At 67.5% G+C, this 16,884-nt stretch carries 10 protein-coding genes; 9 read left to right on the top strand and 1 reads right to left on the bottom strand.

All coding sequences use genetic code 11. From position 1 onward, the window contains the following. The first annotated feature begins 1 nt into the window (after position 1). From Q0967_RS15370 to Q0967_RS15350, 5 genes are all read left to right on the top strand, one after another. Positions 2 to 3,082: a replicative DNA helicase gene (locus Q0967_RS15370; RefSeq protein ID WP_298752101.1), complete on the top strand. Its 3,081-nt coding sequence runs from the start codon at positions 2 to 4 to the stop codon at positions 3,080 to 3,082. 200 nt (positions 3,083 to 3,282) lie between these two features. Beyond that, on the top strand, positions 3,283 to 4,092 hold the full coding sequence (locus tag Q0967_RS15365) for a GIY-YIG nuclease family protein (RefSeq protein ID WP_299450856.1): 810 nt from the start codon (positions 3,283 to 3,285) through the stop codon (positions 4,090 to 4,092). 146 nt (positions 4,093 to 4,238) lie between these two features. Then, the gene (locus tag Q0967_RS15360; protein ID WP_299450854.1) at positions 4,239 to 6,218 is read left to right on the top strand and encodes a class I SAM-dependent DNA methyltransferase; all 1,980 of its coding nucleotides are present in this window, start codon (positions 4,239 to 4,241) and stop codon (positions 6,216 to 6,218) included. Continuing rightward, entirely contained in the window at positions 6,215 to 7,510 is a 1,296-nt protein-coding gene (locus Q0967_RS15355) for a restriction endonuclease subunit S (protein ID WP_299450852.1), read from the top strand. Before Q0967_RS15360 ends, Q0967_RS15355 begins: the two co-directional genes overlap by 4 nt. A gap of 9 nt (positions 7,511 to 7,519) precedes the next feature. Continuing rightward, complete coding sequence (locus Q0967_RS15350; protein WP_299450851.1) at positions 7,520 to 10,612, top strand: type I restriction endonuclease subunit R; 3,093 nt, start codon at positions 7,520 to 7,522, stop codon at positions 10,610 to 10,612. 12 nt (positions 10,613 to 10,624) lie between these two features. Here Q0967_RS15350 and Q0967_RS15345 read toward each other — a convergent pair whose 3' ends face one another. Further along, positions 10,625 to 11,002, bottom strand: a complete 378-nt coding sequence (locus tag Q0967_RS15345) for a hypothetical protein (protein ID WP_299450850.1) — start codon at positions 11,000 to 11,002, stop codon at positions 10,625 to 10,627. Between the two features lie 391 nt (positions 11,003 to 11,393). On the opposite strand from Q0967_RS15345, the gene Q0967_RS15340 reads away from it, so the two are divergent. The 4 genes from Q0967_RS15340 to Q0967_RS15325 are packed head-to-tail and all read left to right on the top strand — an operon-like array spanning position 11,394 to position 16,808. Then, a complete protein-coding gene (locus Q0967_RS15340) occupies positions 11,394 to 12,143 on the top strand; it encodes a TnsA-like heteromeric transposase endonuclease subunit (RefSeq protein WP_299450848.1) in 750 nt (249 codons plus the stop codon). After that, entirely contained in the window at positions 12,140 to 14,332 is a 2,193-nt protein-coding gene (locus Q0967_RS15335; RefSeq protein ID WP_299450846.1) for a transposase, read from the top strand. The genes Q0967_RS15340 and Q0967_RS15335 overlap by 4 nt, the downstream gene beginning before the upstream one ends. Then, on the top strand, positions 14,332 to 15,399 hold the full coding sequence (locus Q0967_RS15330; RefSeq protein WP_299450843.1) for a TniB family NTP-binding protein: 1,068 nt from the start codon (positions 14,332 to 14,334) through the stop codon (positions 15,397 to 15,399). Before Q0967_RS15335 ends, Q0967_RS15330 begins: the two co-directional genes overlap by 1 nt. Beyond that, positions 15,396 to 16,808, top strand: coding sequence for a TniQ family protein (locus Q0967_RS15325; RefSeq protein WP_299450840.1), 1,413 nt, complete (start codon positions 15,396 to 15,398; stop codon positions 16,806 to 16,808). Before Q0967_RS15330 ends, Q0967_RS15325 begins: the two co-directional genes overlap by 4 nt. Positions 16,809 to 16,884 lie beyond the last annotated feature (76 nt).

Here is a 16,884-nt window from a genome sequence, read left to right as displayed (position 1 = left end):
TATGGCGCTGAGCGAGATGGAGGTCTACGGACCGCCGGACCAGGGCCCGCGTGGGGGCCCGGAGGACCGCCTGCCGCCGCAGGACGTCGCCGCCGAGCGTAGCGCGCTGGGCTCGATGATGCTGTCCAAGGATGCCATCGCCGAGTGCTCGGAGATGGTCAAGGCGCAGGACTTCTACCGCCCCGCGCACGAGACGATCTTCGAGGCCTGCGTCGACCTCTACTCGCGCGGCGAGCCGGTGGATGCGATCACCGTCGGCGACGAGCTGACCAAGCGGGGCGACCTGCAGCGGATCGGCGGCACGGCATACCTCCACCAGCTCATCGCCGAGGTGCCGACAGCCGCCAACGCCGCGTTCTACGCCGAGATCGTCGCCGAGCGAGCGGTGTTGCGCCGGCTGGTCGACGCCGGCACGCGGATCGTCCAGATCGGCTACCAGGGCGGCGACGTCGAGGACATCGTCAACGCCGCCCAGGCGGAGGTGTATGCCGTCGCGGACAAGCGTGGCGGCGAGGACTACCAGGCGCTCGGCATGCTCATCGAGCCCACGATGGACGAGATCGAGCACGCGGCCGGGTCCTCGGGAGAGATGACCGGCGTGCCGACGGGCTTCGCCGAGCTCGACGAGCTGACCAACGGCCTGCACCCCGGTCAGATGGTCATCATCGCCGCCCGCCCGGCTGTCGGGAAGGCGCTCGCGCTGGAGACCCCGCTGCCGACGCCCGGCGGCTGGACCACCATGGGCGAGGTCACCGTCGGTGACGAGCTGCTGGGGGCTGACGGTCGGCCGACCTCCGTCGTCGCGGCGACCGAGGTCATGCACGACCGTCCCTGCTACGAGGTGGAGTTCTCCGACGGGTCGGTCATCGTGGCCGACGAGGAGCATCTGTGGGCATGTGCTGAGGGTGACGGGCACCGCGTCCTGACGACCGGAGAAGCTGTCACCGCTCTGGAAGCCGGAGACAGTCTGCAGATCGGACGAGGCGGAGACCAACCGGAGACCTGGGCCGTCCGTGAGATCCGCTCCGTGGCGTCGGTCCCGGTGCGCTGCGTGCAGGTGGCCGCTCGTGACCACCTCTATCTTGCGGGTCGGTCCATGATCCCGACCCACAACTCGACCATCGCCCTGGACTTCGCCCGGGCCGCGGCGATCAAGCACCAGATGGCGACGGTCGTCTTCTCCCTGGAGATGAGCCGGACCGAGATCACCATGCGCCTGCTGTCGGCGGAGTCGGAGATCCCGCTGCAGAACATGCGCAAGGGCAACATGCGCGACCGCGATTGGACGCGGCTGGCCGAGACGCAGGGCCGCATCACCGATGCGCCGCTGTTCATCGACGACAGCCCCAACATGTCGCTCATGGAGATCCGGGCCAAGTGCCGCCGGCTCAAGCAGCGCAACAACCTGCGGATGGTCATCATCGACTACCTGCAGCTCATGAGCTCGGGCAAGCGCGTGGAGTCGCGCCAGCAGGAGGTCGCCGAGTTCTCCCGGGCGCTCAAGCTGCTGGCCAAGGAGCTCGAGGTGCCGGTCATCGCGCTCTCCCAGCTCAACCGTGGGCCGGAGCAGCGAACGGACAAGAAGCCGCAGATGAGCGACCTGCGCGAGTCCGGGTGTCTCACCGCGGACACCCGTGTCCTGCGTGCCGACACCGGTGCCGAGGTCACCCTGGGGGAGCTGCACGAACGAGGCGCGAAGGATGTGCCCGTCTGGTCGCTGGACGAGTCCCTCCGCTACGTCCGACGGCACCTGACCCACGTCTTCCGCACGGGCCGCAAGCCGGTGTTCCGGCTCACCCTGGCCTCGGGCAAGACGGTCACTGCCACCGAGAACCATCCCTTCCTGACCTACGACGGCTGGAAGCAGCTGGGGGACCTGCACGACGGAGACCGGCTCGCGGTGCCGCGTCACGTGCCGGCACCCGAGCAGCACGAGCCGTGGGACGACGACCACCGTGTGGTGCTGCTCGCCCACATGCTGGGGGACGGGTCGATGCTGCGGCGGCAGCCGCTGCGCTATGCCTCCATCGATGAGGAGAACCTGCGCGCGGTCACCGCGGCGGCCCTGTCGTTCGGTGTGATGGCCGTCCGCGACGAGTATGCCGCGGCGCGATGCACGACCTTGCGGCTGCGGGCGCCCTTCCGGCTCGCCCGGGGACGGCGCAACCCGATCGCCGAGTGGCTGGACGACCTGGGCGTGTTCGACAGGCGGAGCCACGAGAAGTTCGTCCCAGAGCAGGTGTTCCACCTGTCGAAGCGGCAGATCGGCCTCTTCCTACACCACCTCTGGGCCACCGACGGGTCGGTGACGGTCAACCGGACGCAGGACGGCGGCCGCGTCTACTACGCCTCGACCTCCCGACGTCTCGTCGACGACATCAGCCGCTTGCTGCTGAGATTCGGGATCTCGTGCCGCATCCGCACCGTGCGGAAGACGGGCTACCGGGACGGCTACACCCTGGACATCTCCGGATCGGACAGTCAGCGCCGCTTCCTCCAGGAGATCGGCGTGTTCGGTGGTCGATCTGCCTCGGCGGCGCAGCTGCTCGAGGTCATCCGTGACCGCCAGGCCAACACCAACGTCGACACCGTGCCCCGAGAGATCTGGGGTGACGTGCGGCGCGTCATGGGCGACCGCGGCATGACCACCCGGCAGCTGCAGGCAGCGGCAGGCTCGCAGTACTGCGGGAGCACCTTCTACCGGCACGCTCCCTCCCGGGAGCGGCTGGGCCGGATCGCCACCGTGCTGAACAGCGCCGAGCTGGAGCTGTATGCCGTGAACGACGTCTTCTGGGACGAGGTGCGCTCCGTCGAGCTCGTGGGGATCGAGGAGGTCTACGACGCGACCGTGCTGGGCAACCACAACTTCGTGGCCAACGGCATCGCCGTCCACAACTCGATCGAGCAGGACGCGGACGTCGTCATCCTGCTGCACCGCGAGTCGCTCTACGAGCGCGAGTCACCCCGTGAGGGCGAGGCGGACGTCATCGTCGCCAAGCACAGGAACGGCCCGACGGACACCGTGGTGGTCGCCTTCCAGGGGCACTACAGTCGGTTCACCAACATGGCGAGCAACTTCTAGGCGCCGTCGTCGGCGGGTGCGGTGGCCGTGGGGCTCGTCGTCTCCCGCGTGAGGGCGGGCACCAGTGTCGAGATGCAGCCAATCTTGCGCAGCGACCGTCCCTATGTAACATTCCCCACGGTTATCGTAAGAGCGATCTTCATCACTTTTCGTTATGAGTGTTGCTTCAGCGGTGTGCTGATCGACACGGAGGCAGGCCTATGACGCTCACGTTCGCGCAGGTCATGGACAGCGCCGGTATCGACCCGTTGGAGGCGTTGGTGATTCGGCACGCCTACGTGCGTGAGCACGGGGACGGATCAGCGGGGATCCACGGGGACTCCTCTGATGCCGAGATCATGGGTTACACCAGCAATCAGTCGGCCAACACCCGCGCCTTCCCGGCCGCACCGCCCGGCGTCTGGGTGGTGTTCCTGCCCGAGGGCGGTGACCGTGCTCGCCTGTGGTCGGTGGTCCGGAATCATGGTGAGACTTCCAACGACGGCGTCAGGCGCACGTTCGACCTGGAGCGGTCGGACCAGCTGAGCGACCTGCAGTCACGTCTGGTGATCGGTTGGAGGTCACCGCGCACCTGGGCGCTCAAGGCCACGACGGCGGCGCGCTATCCGGTCATGGAGATCGCCGACGCCGAGCCTGTATGGTTCCCCGGCTTCGACGCGCTCACGTTGGACTACTCACAGCTGCAGGCGGTGGTCCGTGAGCACCGGTACGCCACCTGGCGAACCGCGCTCTCATCGGTCATGGGCATCTACCTCATCACCGACACCCGGGACGGTCGACAGTACGTCGGCAAGGCAGACGGCACCGAGAGTGTGCTGCAGCGCTGGACTGCCTACGCGGCCAACGGCCACGGAGGGAACGTGGAGCTCAAGGGACGTGACCCGATGACTTTCCGTTTCTCGGTGCTGCGCGTGTTTGACCCTGCCACGCCGACGCGGGAGATCAACGCCGCCGAGAGCCACTACAAGCGTGCACTCGACTCCCGCCGACACGGGCTCAACCGCAACTGACGGAACCACCAGGTGCGCGACCGGTGTCCAACGCCGATCTGTCGAGCAGTGAATCGGCAACTGTCGCGGCGCGGGAAGGCCGCTGCGCAGAGGCTCTTCGGTGATGGTCGAGGATGGGGGCACGCACCACGAGAGGACGCCCCACCTTGCCGTCGAAGCCGGACGCCAACTTCATCTGGTCCATCGCCAACTTGTTGCGCGGGCCGTACAAGCCCAAGGAGTACGGCGACGTCGTCCTGCCGATGACGATCCTGCGCCGCCTCGACTGCGTTCTGGCAGCGACGAAAGAGGCCGTGCTGGCCGAGCAGAAGCGCTCGGGTGACCAGACGGCCAAGGACCTGCTGGACGTCAAACTGCGCAAGGCAGCGAAGTACTCGTTCTACAACACCTCGCCCTACACGCTCCCGTCGCTGACCGGCGACAGCGCCAACATCAAGGCCAACCTGCTGTCCTACGTCGACGGCTTCAGCGACAACGTTCGCGACGTCTTCACCCGGTTCGGGTTCGAGGAGCAGGTGCAGCGGCTCGAGGAGGCCAACGCCCTCTACCTGGTTGTCCAGGAGTTCGCCAAGCTCGACCTGCGCCCCCAGCACGTCAGCAACACCGAGATGGGCTCGGTCTTCGAGGAGCTGATCCGCAAGTTCGCGGAGGCGAGCAACGAAACCGCTGGTGAACACTTCACCCCCCGTGAGGTCATCGCCCTCATGGTCGACCTGCTGCTGGTCGGCGACGAGGACGCGACCACCCCGGGCAAGGCTGTGAACCGTCGCGTCTACGATCCCGCGGCCGGCACCGGTGGGATGCTCTCGACGATGGACGAGCACCTGCGCGAGCAGAACCCGGCCGCCCGGCTGCTGATGGCTGGGCAGGAGATCAACCCCAGCTCGTATGCCGTGTGCAAGGCGGACATGATCATCAAGGGTCAGCCGGTGGACGCCATCGCCCTGGGAAACACGCTCACCGACGACGCCCACGCGGGCAAGGACTTCCACTACTGCCTCTCCAACCCGCCGTTCGGGGTGGAGTGGAAGACCTCCCAGCGCGAGGTCGTCAAGGAGCACAAGCAGCTCGGCTTCAACGGACGCTTTGGGCCCGGCCTGCCGGCCGTCTCCGACGGATCCATGCTGTTCCTGCTCCACCTCATCGACAAGATGCGGACAGTCGACCCCGACGACGAGAATGTGCGAGGAAGGGCAGCGATCGTCCTCAATGGGTCGCCCCTGTTTACCGGACGTGCAGGATCAGGCGAGTCGGAGATCCGCCGCTGGGTCATCGAGTCCGACCTGCTCGACGCGATCATCGCCCTGCCAACCGACATGTTCTACAACACCGGCATCGCCACCTACATCTGGGTCCTCGACCGCAAGAAGCCGTCCGAGCGCCGCGGCTACGTCCAACTCATCGACGGCTCGGGCATGTTCACCAAGATGCGCAAGTCGCTGGGGTCCAAGCGCAAGGAGCTGGCGCCGGCCGGCATCGAGACCCTCGTCAAGCTGTACGCCGCGTTCGACAACACCGCCGACAGGCGCTCCAAGGTCTTCCCGGGCGAGGCCTTCGGCTTTCACACCATCACCGTCGAACGTCCGCTACGCCTGGCCTACCAGGCCACGACTGAGCGCATAGATGCGGCGATCGCGGCCAACGCCGTCCAGAAGCTTGACGAGACTACCCAGGAGCAGCTCCGTCGCGCGTTGCAGACTCTCGACCGCGACACCGTGTGGAAGGAGCGGCCCGCGTTCGACCAGGCCCTGGGCAAGGCGCTCGGGGAGGCCAGCCTCCAGGTCGGATCACCGGTCCGCAAGGCCATTCACGCCGCGCTCGGTGAACGGGACGAGACCGCGGAGGTCTGCGCGGACGCCAAAGCAAACCCGGAGCCGGACCCGAAGCTCCGCGACACCGAGAACGTCCCTCTCGGTCAGGACGTCGACGAGTATGTCGAACGTGAGGTCCTCCCGTACGTCCCCGACGCCTGGGTCGACCACGCCAAGACCAAGATCGGCTACGAAATCCCCTTCACCCGCCACTTCTACGAGTACGTTCCACCCCGCCCGCTCGAGGATATTGACGCCGACGTCAAGCGGCTCATTGCCGAGATCCAGGACCTGTTCGCGGAGCTCGAGTCGTGACTCAGGTTCGCGAGGCTCGTCTGAGCCATCTGGGCAGCGTGACGCTCGGCAAGATGATCCAGTCGACCGGTGCCGACGGGTCCGTCGACTTGCCCTACGTGCGGGCGGCTCACATCCAACCTATGGGTCGGTGGCACGAGGCAACGCCCAAGACCATGCCGTTCTCGCCGGTTGAGGCAAGGGACCTTGACATTCGACGTGACGACGTCCTCGTCGTCGAAGGCGGTGCCGGCTTCGGGCGTGCGTTTCGAGTTGCGGCAGACATGCCAGGGTGGGGCTACCAAAATTCCATCGTGCGCATCCGACCTAAGGCAGGCAGGGCAGACGGTCGATTTCTCGCCTACGCGCTGCAGTCGGCCCTTGACACGGGGCGCATCGCGCTGGAGACGAGTGTCGCCACGATCCCTCACTTCACTGCGGAGAAGGTCTCCGCCTTCAGGGTGCCTGCACCCGCCCTACGGGTGCAGAGTGCTGTCGCTGACTTCTTGGACCGGGAGACGGCGAAGATCGATGCGCTGATCGCTAAGCAGGAAGCGTTGACACGCTCCGTCTTGGAGCATCGAGACGCGGTGATTCTAGGCCTGATCACGGGGGGCAAGGGCGCGGCGAAGCGTGAAGCGTCGGGGGTCGACTGGATCGGTGACATGCCGGAGCACTGGGAGACCAGGCCGCTGCGCCACGTTCTCGCTTCCGTCGAAACGGGTGTGTGGGGTTCCGATCCCGCAGTGGAGGGGGAGGGTACCCCGTGCGCTCGAGTGGCAGACTTCGACCGGGAGCGGCTGCAGGTAACCGACCCGATCCCAACGCTTCGTGAGGTGTCGGTCGAGGACGTTCGTCGGCGCGGATTGCGCCGGGGTGACCTCCTGATCGAGAGGTCAGGCGGAACCCAGGCCAACCCCGTCGGGTTCGTGGTCTCTTTCGAGAGCGACACTGAGGCAGTCTGCTCCAACTTCATTTCACGGTTGCGGCTCCAGGACGGCATGAACCATAGGTACTGGCTCTACGCCTTCTATGCCGCGCGCCTGACGCGCATCACCGAGAAGTGGACCAAGCAAACGACAGGCATCCAGAACCTCGACTTCGGCGGCTTCTCTTCCGAGCACTTCCCCTGCCCACCATCATCGGAGCAGGACGAGATCGTGGCGGAGATCGACCAGCTCATGTCCAGCACCGGTGCCCAACTGCAGCGGCAGCGCTCACTTGGTCAACTGCTGGTCGAGCGGCGTGCGGCCTTGATCACTGCGGCGGTCACGGGCAGGTTGGACGTCACCACCTACGGAAAGGCGGGCTGAGGCGTGGCGGTGGAGCACGAGCGGCAGCTCGAGGACGAGTTGTGCGACCACCTCGGGGCGCATGGGTGGGTCTACGAGCCAGGCTCCACCGGCTACGACAAGAAGCGGGCGCTGTGGCCCGATGACCTGTTCGCCTGGCTGGAGGCCACCCAGCCGGAAACACTCGCCGCAATCGTGAAGATCGACAAGGATCGGGAGCGACTGCTGGACCGGCTTGCCGAGTCGCTGGACCGTCCTCTCGACGCCGGTGGCGGCACCCTGGCGGCGTTGCGGTACGGGGTCAAGTTCACCAAGCAGCTGGACCTGTGTCAGTTCCGGCCGACGGAGTCGATGAACCCGACGACCACGAGGCGGTATGCCCAGAACCGGTTGCGGGTGGCGCGGCAGGTGTACTACTCGGAGAACAAGACCGACTCGATCGACTTGGTCTTCTTCGTCAACGGCCTGCCGGTCGCCACAGCGGAGCTAAAGAGCGAGTTCCAGCAGGACGTGCACGAGGCTATCCGCCAGTATCGCCACGACCGCCCGCCGGTGGACCACAGGACTCGTCGGCGGGAGCCGCTGCTGGCGCCTGGTCACCGGGCCCTGGTCCACTTCGCGGTGGACAACGCCGAGGTCTACATGACGACTCAGCTTGCTGGACCGGAGACCCGCTTCCTGCCGTTCAACCGCGGCGACGCCGGCCACGCCGGGAACCCGCCGAACCCGCACGGGGCGGCTACGGCATACCTGTGGGAAGAGGTGCTCGACCGCGACACCTGGCTGAACATCCTGGGCAAGTTCATGCACGTGCAGGTGAGCAAGCGCAGGGACCCCGCGATGGGCAGGATCACCCGGTCCTCGACGGTGATCTTCCCTCGCTATCACCAGCACGACGCGGTCACCAAGCTCCTGGCCGATGCGAAGAAGGACGGGCCGGGGCAGCGGTACCTGGTGCAGCACTCGGCCGGGTCGGGCAAGACCAACTCGATCGCGTGGCTCTCGCACCAACTCTCCACGCTGCACGACGCCGGCTCGGACAAGGTGTTCGACTCGGTGCTGGTGATCACCGACCGCACGGTGCTGGACGACCAGCTGCAGGACGCGATCTACCAGATCGACCACAAGCGGGGCGTGGTGCTCCCGATCGGGCAAGGCACCGACAGCGACTTCGCCAATCGGTTCTCGTCCAAGTCGCAGGCCCTGACCGAGGCGCTGACCACTGGCGGGGCGATCATCGTCGTCACCATCCAGACGGTTCCGTTCGCGCTGGAGGCGATCCGGGAGTCCAAGGCGCTGGCGGGCAAGCGGTTCGCGGTGATCATCGACGAGGCCCACTCCTCCCAGACAGGGGAGTCCGCCAACAAGCTGCGACAGACCCTGTCGGGCAAGGTGCTCGACGACGTCACCGACGGGGACGGCACAGTCGGTGTTGACGACCTGGTCCGGCTGGAGCTCGAGGGCCGGGGCGCGCTGCCGAACGTCTCCTTCTTCGCCTTCACCGCGACCCCGAAGGGCAAGACGCTGCAGATGTTCGGCACCTCCGACACGGGGGAGGAGGTCGACAAGAGACCGTTCCACCTGTACTCGATGCAGCAGGCCATCGAGGAAGGCTTCATCCTCGACGTGCTCAAGAACTACACCACATACCGGACCGCGTTCCGCCTGGTCCACGGCGGGCAGGACTACGACTCCGAGACGGTCGACCGGTCCAAGGCGATGAAGTCGGTGATGCAGTGGGTCAAGCTGCACCCCCACAACATCAGCCAGAAGGTCGCGATCATCGTCGAGCACTTCCGCGCCAACGTCGCACCCCTGCTCGACGGCAACGCCAAAGCCATGGTCGTGACCGACTCCCGCAAGTCCGCGGTGCGCTACAAGCTGGCGATGGACAAGTACATCGCCGAGCACCACCTGACCGACGTCGCCACCCTGGTCGCGTTCTCCGGGTCGGTCGAAGACCCCGAGTCCGGGCCGGAGGAGTTCACCGAGCACTCGATGAACACGGACCTGCGCGGCCGGACGATCCCGGAGGCGCTGGGGACGGACGAGTACCAGGTGCTGATCGTGGCGAACAAGTACCAGACCGGCTTCGACCAGCCGCTGCTCTGCGCGATGTATGTAGACAAGCGGCTCGACGGGGTGCAGTGCGTCCAGACCCTGTCCCGGCTCAACCGGGTGTATCCGGGCAAGACCACCTACGTGCTGGACTTCGTCAACCAGGCAGAGGACGTGCTGGCGGCGTTCAAGGTCTATTACGAGGGTGCCTACCTGACGCAGGCTAGCGATCCCAACATCGTCTTCGACCAGTGGGACAAGCTCGCTGGGGTCGGACTCTTCGACGACGTCGACGTCGACGCCTGCGCGAAGGCCTACTGGGGCGACGGGACCACCAGGCCCAGCCAGGGGAAGCTGTCTGCTGCGCTGGCGCCGGTCAAGGAACGGTTCAACACGGCATACCGGCGGGCGCTGCAGAACCGGGACGACAGCGAGACCGACCGGCTCGACACCTTCCGCCGTGACCTGCGCACGTTCGTCAGCACGTATGACTTCCTCGCCGCGATCGTCGACTACGACGACGTCGAGCTGGAGAAGCGCGCGACCTTCGCGCGTCTGCTCGCCGAGGCGCTCAAGGACTCCAACCGGCACGAGGACACCATCGACCTCTCCGACGTCACCCTGACCCACCACGCGCTGCACAAGCAGCTCGAGCAGGAGCTCGACCTGGCGACCGGACAGGCTGAGGGGCTCGCGTCCGTCCTCGCAGCCGGGTCACGCGGTCGTCATGAGGCCGACCTGGTGCCGTGGTCGGAGGTGCTGGCCCACATCAACAGCCTCTTCGAAGGCGACGGCCTCTCCGACGGCGACCAGGTTTCCGCGGTCGAGACCGTGCTGCGCAAGATGCTCGAGAACGAGGACCTGCGTGCGCAAGCGGTGGCCAACAACAAGACTGACTTCTTCTCGGGGCCGGACTTGTGGAACACCATCCAGGAGGTGATCGTCGAGGCCACCGACAGTCAGCAGCGCGGGCTTGAACGCCTGGCCGCCGACCGGTCCCGCGAGGAGATCCTGACCATTATGGGGATGATGAAGCTCTGGGAGACGCTGCGCGAGTCAGCCTGACCCACTCCAAGGTCAGGACGTGGGCCGGCCGGCCCCCACCCCGGTGTCGGGGTAGCGCTCCAGGGCCCACCGGCGCTGGCCGGCGGCGCGCTCCAGTGCCACGCGATCCTTGGCCGGCAGGTCGTCGTGCAGCAGCCATTCCTCCAGGGTCGCGAGCTCCCACGACAGACGTGAGCGCACCCGGTCGAACATTTGACGGCAGCTGCGCGAACAGAACCTCGTGGGTCTGCCGGCTGCGTACCCGGACGGCCACGCGCACATCTGATCGCACACGGGGTTGAGGCACCGGTACTCGGTTCCCGGCTGCACGGTCTCCTCCAGGCCGCTCACGACGTCGGTCGCGACAGGCTCGGCGATGGACTGCAGGTAGGTCTGCAAGGTTCGCTTCAAGGCGCCACCTCGGCGCTCGGGATGCTGGTCAGGCATCGTGGTTGGTAGGCGCCCCATGGTATCTCCTCTAGTCGTTAATGGCGATCTTAGCGGCGGCGAGCCGCGGGATTTATGACTAGCCGATCTGACCGGCCACAACGTCCAAAAGTAGACGGGTCACAGCAAGTGAGCAGCGGAGCCATGCGCGTGCAGCGACATCTCTCCAACTGACACCACGGGAGGTGGGAACTGCGCATAACTGGACGGAAATGGTTGCGCTAGGGGCAGCACTCCGCTAGGTTCCCCTTAGGTCTCTTCGCCCCCGCTCCGGACGGAGTGAGGGCGCACCGGCTGCTACCGGTACGCCCTCAGCGACAGACCCGACTGAACGCTGCGAAAGCGAGGATCCGTCATGGGTCAGTCTAGGGATGCCGTGTGCCCGCGGCCAGCCCGTGTGGTCTCTTGGACGTTCCGGTTCGACACCGGCCCTCAGGTCTGGGACTGGACGACCGGGCCGCCTGATGTGCGTGCCTTGCGTTCGATCCGTGCCCCGCGATCGACGGAGAAGAGCCGCCACATCCCTGTCCAGGCTCACTCCGTCACGCTCGACGGTCCGATCCGTCTGGAGTCCGGGCTTGAGCACGACCTGGTGCGTGAGCTCGACCGTGACCCGGACGTGAAGTGGATGATGTCGCAACCCGTCAGGCTCGGGCTCAGGACGGCTGACGGTCGGTCCCGAGTGCACACTCCCGACCTCCTGGTGCTCGGGCGGGAGAGTGCCGTGACCATCTGGGACGTCCGGCCCGTCCAGCGGCAGGACGAGAAGTTCGTCGAGAATCGCGACCTGACCGAGGCAGCGTGCGTCGAGGTGGGGTGGGGCTATCGGGTCTACGGCGGCGCCTCGCCCGTGCGGCGGGACAACGTGCGGTGGCTAACGGCATACCGGCGGGCGATGCCGTGGTACCCGGCCGCCCGGGACGAGCTCGTCCGGATCTGCCGGGATCCCGGCGCGAACGTCGGGGTGGTTCTGGACGCGGACCGAGGCGCAGGGCATCTGGTCAGCGCGATGTGGCACTACGCCTGGATTGGTGCCCTCGTCGTCGACCTCGACCAGCCGATAGGCCGAACGACTCCTATTCGTGCGCTCCGGGACATGCCGTGAGCGACCCGGCCGTTCCCCTCACGCTCGGGTCGCGGATCCTGAGCGAGGACGGTTACGCGGTCGTCACGGACCTGGAGCGCCACGGGGTGCGTCTGCGCTTCTCCACCGGAGAAGACCGGTCCGTGACCTTCACCCAGCTTCAGGCGCGATCGGTCGGTGACGACGGTCCACAGGCCGTCCACGTCTCCCTGTTCCCGTGGTGGCTTCAGCTCGAGGATTCGGTGCGCCGCGAGGCACTCTTCAAGCAGGAATGCGTCCTCGAGGCACGGACCGGGTTCCGCTTCGGGCTGCGCGAGCTCGCCCAGCCCGGTGAGCCCTTCTACCCGTTCGGTGACGACTTCGGCCTCAGCCTGGCGGCGCGGTACCGCGAGATGAGCAAAGTCGTCTCCTTCGAACGCTTCACCGACCGGGCGGTGATGCGCCGGGTCTACGACGGGGAACTGCAAGACCACAGGATCGCCCCCCGCACGCTGCAACGGTGGGACAACCTCTGGGCCAGCGGCGGGCTTCGGCGCCTCGTCGACGGGCGCGCAATCAAGGGCCGACAGGCCTTCGACGTCATCGATGCCGACTTCAGACGGCTTGCCCTGGAAAAGTTCGCGCAGTACGACGGCTCGAAGAGCCGGCCCAACCTGCAGGAGATCGAACGACAGATCCGCGTGGCCCTCAAGAACGAGGGCATCACCGACCCGCACCTGCCGGACCGGATCACCCAGGAATTCCTCAGCTACCACTGGCGAGCGACCGGATCCTCAGTGCGGGCCCAACGCTCCAAGTCCCTGCGCCGAGTCGCCGGACACCAGAGCTACCCGGCCCAGCACCCGTCCGAGCTCGCCACCGACCTGACCATCGCCAACAACTTCGTCCTCGACCCCCTGCGGGAGCGCGCCATCAACGTCGAGGTCGGCGTCATCCACTCGATCGCCACACGGGTCATCCACGGCATACGAGTGTTTCCGCGGGGAGCCCGCGGCATCGACGTCGGGCTCCTCATTTATGACGCCATGCGGCAGTTCGCCATGGTCGTCGACGGCACCACCATCGATGACTTCCGCTGGTGCGGCATCCCCGAGTCCCTCGATCTGGGCGGCAACCCCGTCCACATCGGCAGACGACCCACTGTCAAGCGTGACCTGACGATCCAAGGAGTGCACTACCTGCCCGGGGTGGCCCCCACCTCCTTGCGCAGCGACCACGGCAGCATCTTCGTCGGCGAGCACTTCCGCGCCCTGCTGAACCACTTCGGCATCGAGTTGCGGCTCTCGCGCGGCAAGAAGCCCACGGACAACCCGCACTCCGAGCGGAAGATGGAGGACCTCGAACGGGCCTACCAGCAGGTGCCCGGATACAAGGGCCGCTCCATCCACCAGCGGGGACGCTTCATCGGCATCGAGGCGGACGAGCCGCTCTTGACCGCCGACGAGCTCGAGCGCCACTTCCGACGATGGGTCGCCCTCGACTACCACCGGATGCCGCACGACGGACTCACCCTGCCCGGAGCACCGGGCATCCGCCTGACCCCCTTGGAGATGCACGACGCCCTCGCGGACGCAACGGGCCGGATCCTCGTGCCGCAGCACCCCGACCTGCTCTACCAGTTCCTCCCGATCATCTGGCTGTCCCCCGGGCACGCCGGTGTCGAGCACAAGAACCTGACCTATGACGCTGTAGTCCTCGAGGACTTCCGTTCGGTTAGGCCCGGCACCTTCCGCGCCCAGGACTCGGCCATGCCCTTCCACATCGACCCGCGCGACGTGACACGCCTCTGGTTCCGCCACCCGGACACCGACCGGATCCACGAGATCCCGTGGAAGGCCCGGCACCTGATCCACGCACCCCTCGGCGATGTCGTCCGCGACCGCGCGCTTGAGCGGATAAAGGAGCGCGGCGGCAACCGATCCATCAACAGGACCCGCATCATGCGCCAGATCATCGAGGAGATCGGGGAGCTCACCACCGCCCCGACTACGGACGAGTGGCGCGCCAGACTCGCGGCAGCGCAACTGCGCTGGGAGCAATCGCAACGCGACCATGCCGAGGTCGCCGACGCTCACCGCGTGCTCGAGGAGCAGGCCGCGGCGGGGCTGCCGAGGATCCGCCGGCCAGAGCCAAGCACGACGCCCGACGGGGCCGAGGACCCGTTCGACTTCGACGCCGCGCTTCCGGACTACGACGAGGAGGCGATCTGATGGACGCGCGCCTGTGGCACCAGCAAGCGACCGCGCCACCGGTCGAGCTTCCCGCGCCGGTACGGGTGGAGGTGTTCGACGAGATGCCGGACGCGGATCAGGACGCCCACTGGGAGGTGCTCAGCTCTGGGTTGGCGACCGTGGTCCTGCCGTCGGTGCTGGCGCGGCGTGCCACCACGCGACTGACCCGGCTGGTGGAGCGCAACGCGCTTCGACCGCCTGGTGCGAAGGCGATCGGGTCGGTCAGCGCCCCGTTCGCGGTTGGCAAGTCCACGTTCGTCAAGGACTGGGCGCAGGCGGCATACCGAGACCTGCTCGGCCCCGCCTGCGCGGACCCGCGGCCGACGTGGAACCCCGAACCGGGGGTGACCGCGGACTGGATCCCGCACGCCTACATCACTCTGCGGGCCGCCTCCAGGATCCGTGACGTGCTCGCCGCGCTGCTGCTCACGATGGGCTACCCCAGCGAGGGCCTGGTCCGGGTCACCACGACACGGGTGGTGCACGCCTTCCGGCAGCACGGGGTGCGGCTGCTGCTGATCGACGACGCCCACTTCCTGGACGTGTCCAACAAGGACTCCCGGGACATGCTCGACTTCCTCAAGTACCTGAACACCGAGCTCGGTGAGCTGGGCGGCACGATGATCCTCATCGGCGCCGACCTGCACGACTCGCCGATCTATCTGGACCCTCAGATCAACGCTCGCCTCGAACGGGTCACGCTGCGCCCCTACGGGTTCGCCACTGAGGAGGAGAAGCGGGAATGGCAGCGGTTCCTCAAGGACGCCGAGGCCGTCCTGCTGCCCTACTTCGACTGTGCCCCGCCGGGGGTGTTCGCCCGCGACCTCGCCGGCCATATCTGGCGCCGCTCCCAGGGCTACGTCGGCGACACGGCCCTGCTGCTCACCGAGGCTCTGCTGGCCGCGTTCGACGACGGCTCGGAGACGATCACCACCGACCACCTCGACGCCGTCCCCCTGTCGGCCAGGGCGACCGCGGGCGAGGTCGACCTGCGCACCGCGACGGCCCGGCCCTCGAAGCGTCGGGCCAAGGTGGGTGCCTCGTGAGCGCCTCCCCGCTGCCGGTCAGGCCCGCGCCCCGCCCCGGGGAGCCGCTGTCCTCGTATGCGGCCCGGCTGGCCGACGCCAACGGCCTGGCCCGGGGCCGGGTCCTCCCGGCGTGGCGGCACGACATCGACGTCCCGATGAGGGAGCTGTCCGCGATCGGCTCCCTCGCCGCGCTCGACCCAGGGGCGGCGACGCAGCTGACGATGGACCGCTACCCGTTGGCCATCCGTGGCCACGGGCCCCAGCGACGCCACGGATGGCGACTGCACCACGCCGTGGCCTGGGTCTGCCCGTCCTGCACAGTGTCGACCGGCCACCGGGAGCTGCTGTGGCAGACCGCGTTGGTCCCGGTCTGCCTGCACTGCTCCTGCTACCTGATCCGAGCCCGCTCCCCGCACGTCGCCGTGCCCGCGCCCCCGCGCGTCCTTGAGATCGTCCAGACCCTGGCAAGGCTGGCCGAGGCCTCGGTCGAGGACCGAGGCGCCAGACAGGTGCTGTACCGGCGGCGACGCCGCTGCCAAGACTTGGCTGCCACCCTCAACGGCGACTCCTTGGACCTGGGTGGGGACCTGCCACCGGTGGACCTGGCCGCGGCTCGACGGTGGGGTGCCTACCCTTGTCCGGACCCGGCCACCGTCGCGGCGCTGCTCGTCCTCACCGGACGACGACGTGGTCGACGCAGCAAGCCGGCTCACCTGCGCTGCCACCAAACGGCCCTCTTCACCGACGCCGACCGCGACCGGCTCGACTGGTTCCTCACCCGGCTGCGCCACCACGTAGATCACGACGACCTGCGCACGGGCCACGTCCCCAGCATGCTCCCCCCACCCCAGGGCGACGACGCTCGGAAGCCCGGGGCGTGGCTGTCGCTGACCCGTGCCGCCACCGCACTGCACATGCTCATCAGCCAGGCCACCGGCGATACCGCGACGCCGGGAGAGGCGATGGCCGCGCTCGGGATCGCGGGTATCCCCTCCTGCGTCCTCATCGACGGCATCGACGCAGGGCAGGGCATGCGTGAGCAGGACGGCGACCTGCTCACCACCGCGCTGCAGGAGCTGCTCGCGGCCGGGCTGATCGACTACCAGCGCCGCCGCGACACTCTTCGACCCGTCAGCCGGCTGCCCAAGACCACCCACCGGCGGCTGCCCACGGCGATCGCGACGAAACCGGCCTTCAGGAGACTGGCGCTGGCATGGATCTGGACCAGGTTCACCCACGGCCCCATGCGCTCCAGCCCCTGGCCCACCACCCCCGACCGAGACGTCGCCGCATTCGACAAGCGGATCGACCCCGAGACGCGGCTGCTGCTGCACGAGACCGGGCAGCAACTCCTCGCCGACACCGACCTGCTCCAGATCCCCGCCACCCAGACCACGTGGGCCGGCATCGCCAGGAGGTACGGATGACACCCGACGACACGCTCTCCGTCGAGTCCTTGACGCAGGTGGCCAGGCGCTTCCTCAGGGCCATTGGCGACACCCC

Origin of the sequence: uncultured Serinicoccus sp., from assembly GCF_947500995.1 — a bacterium.
Taxonomy (GTDB): domain Bacteria; phylum Actinomycetota; class Actinomycetes; order Actinomycetales; family Dermatophilaceae; genus Ornithinicoccus.
This window is presented reverse-complemented; position numbering and strand designations above follow the sequence as displayed.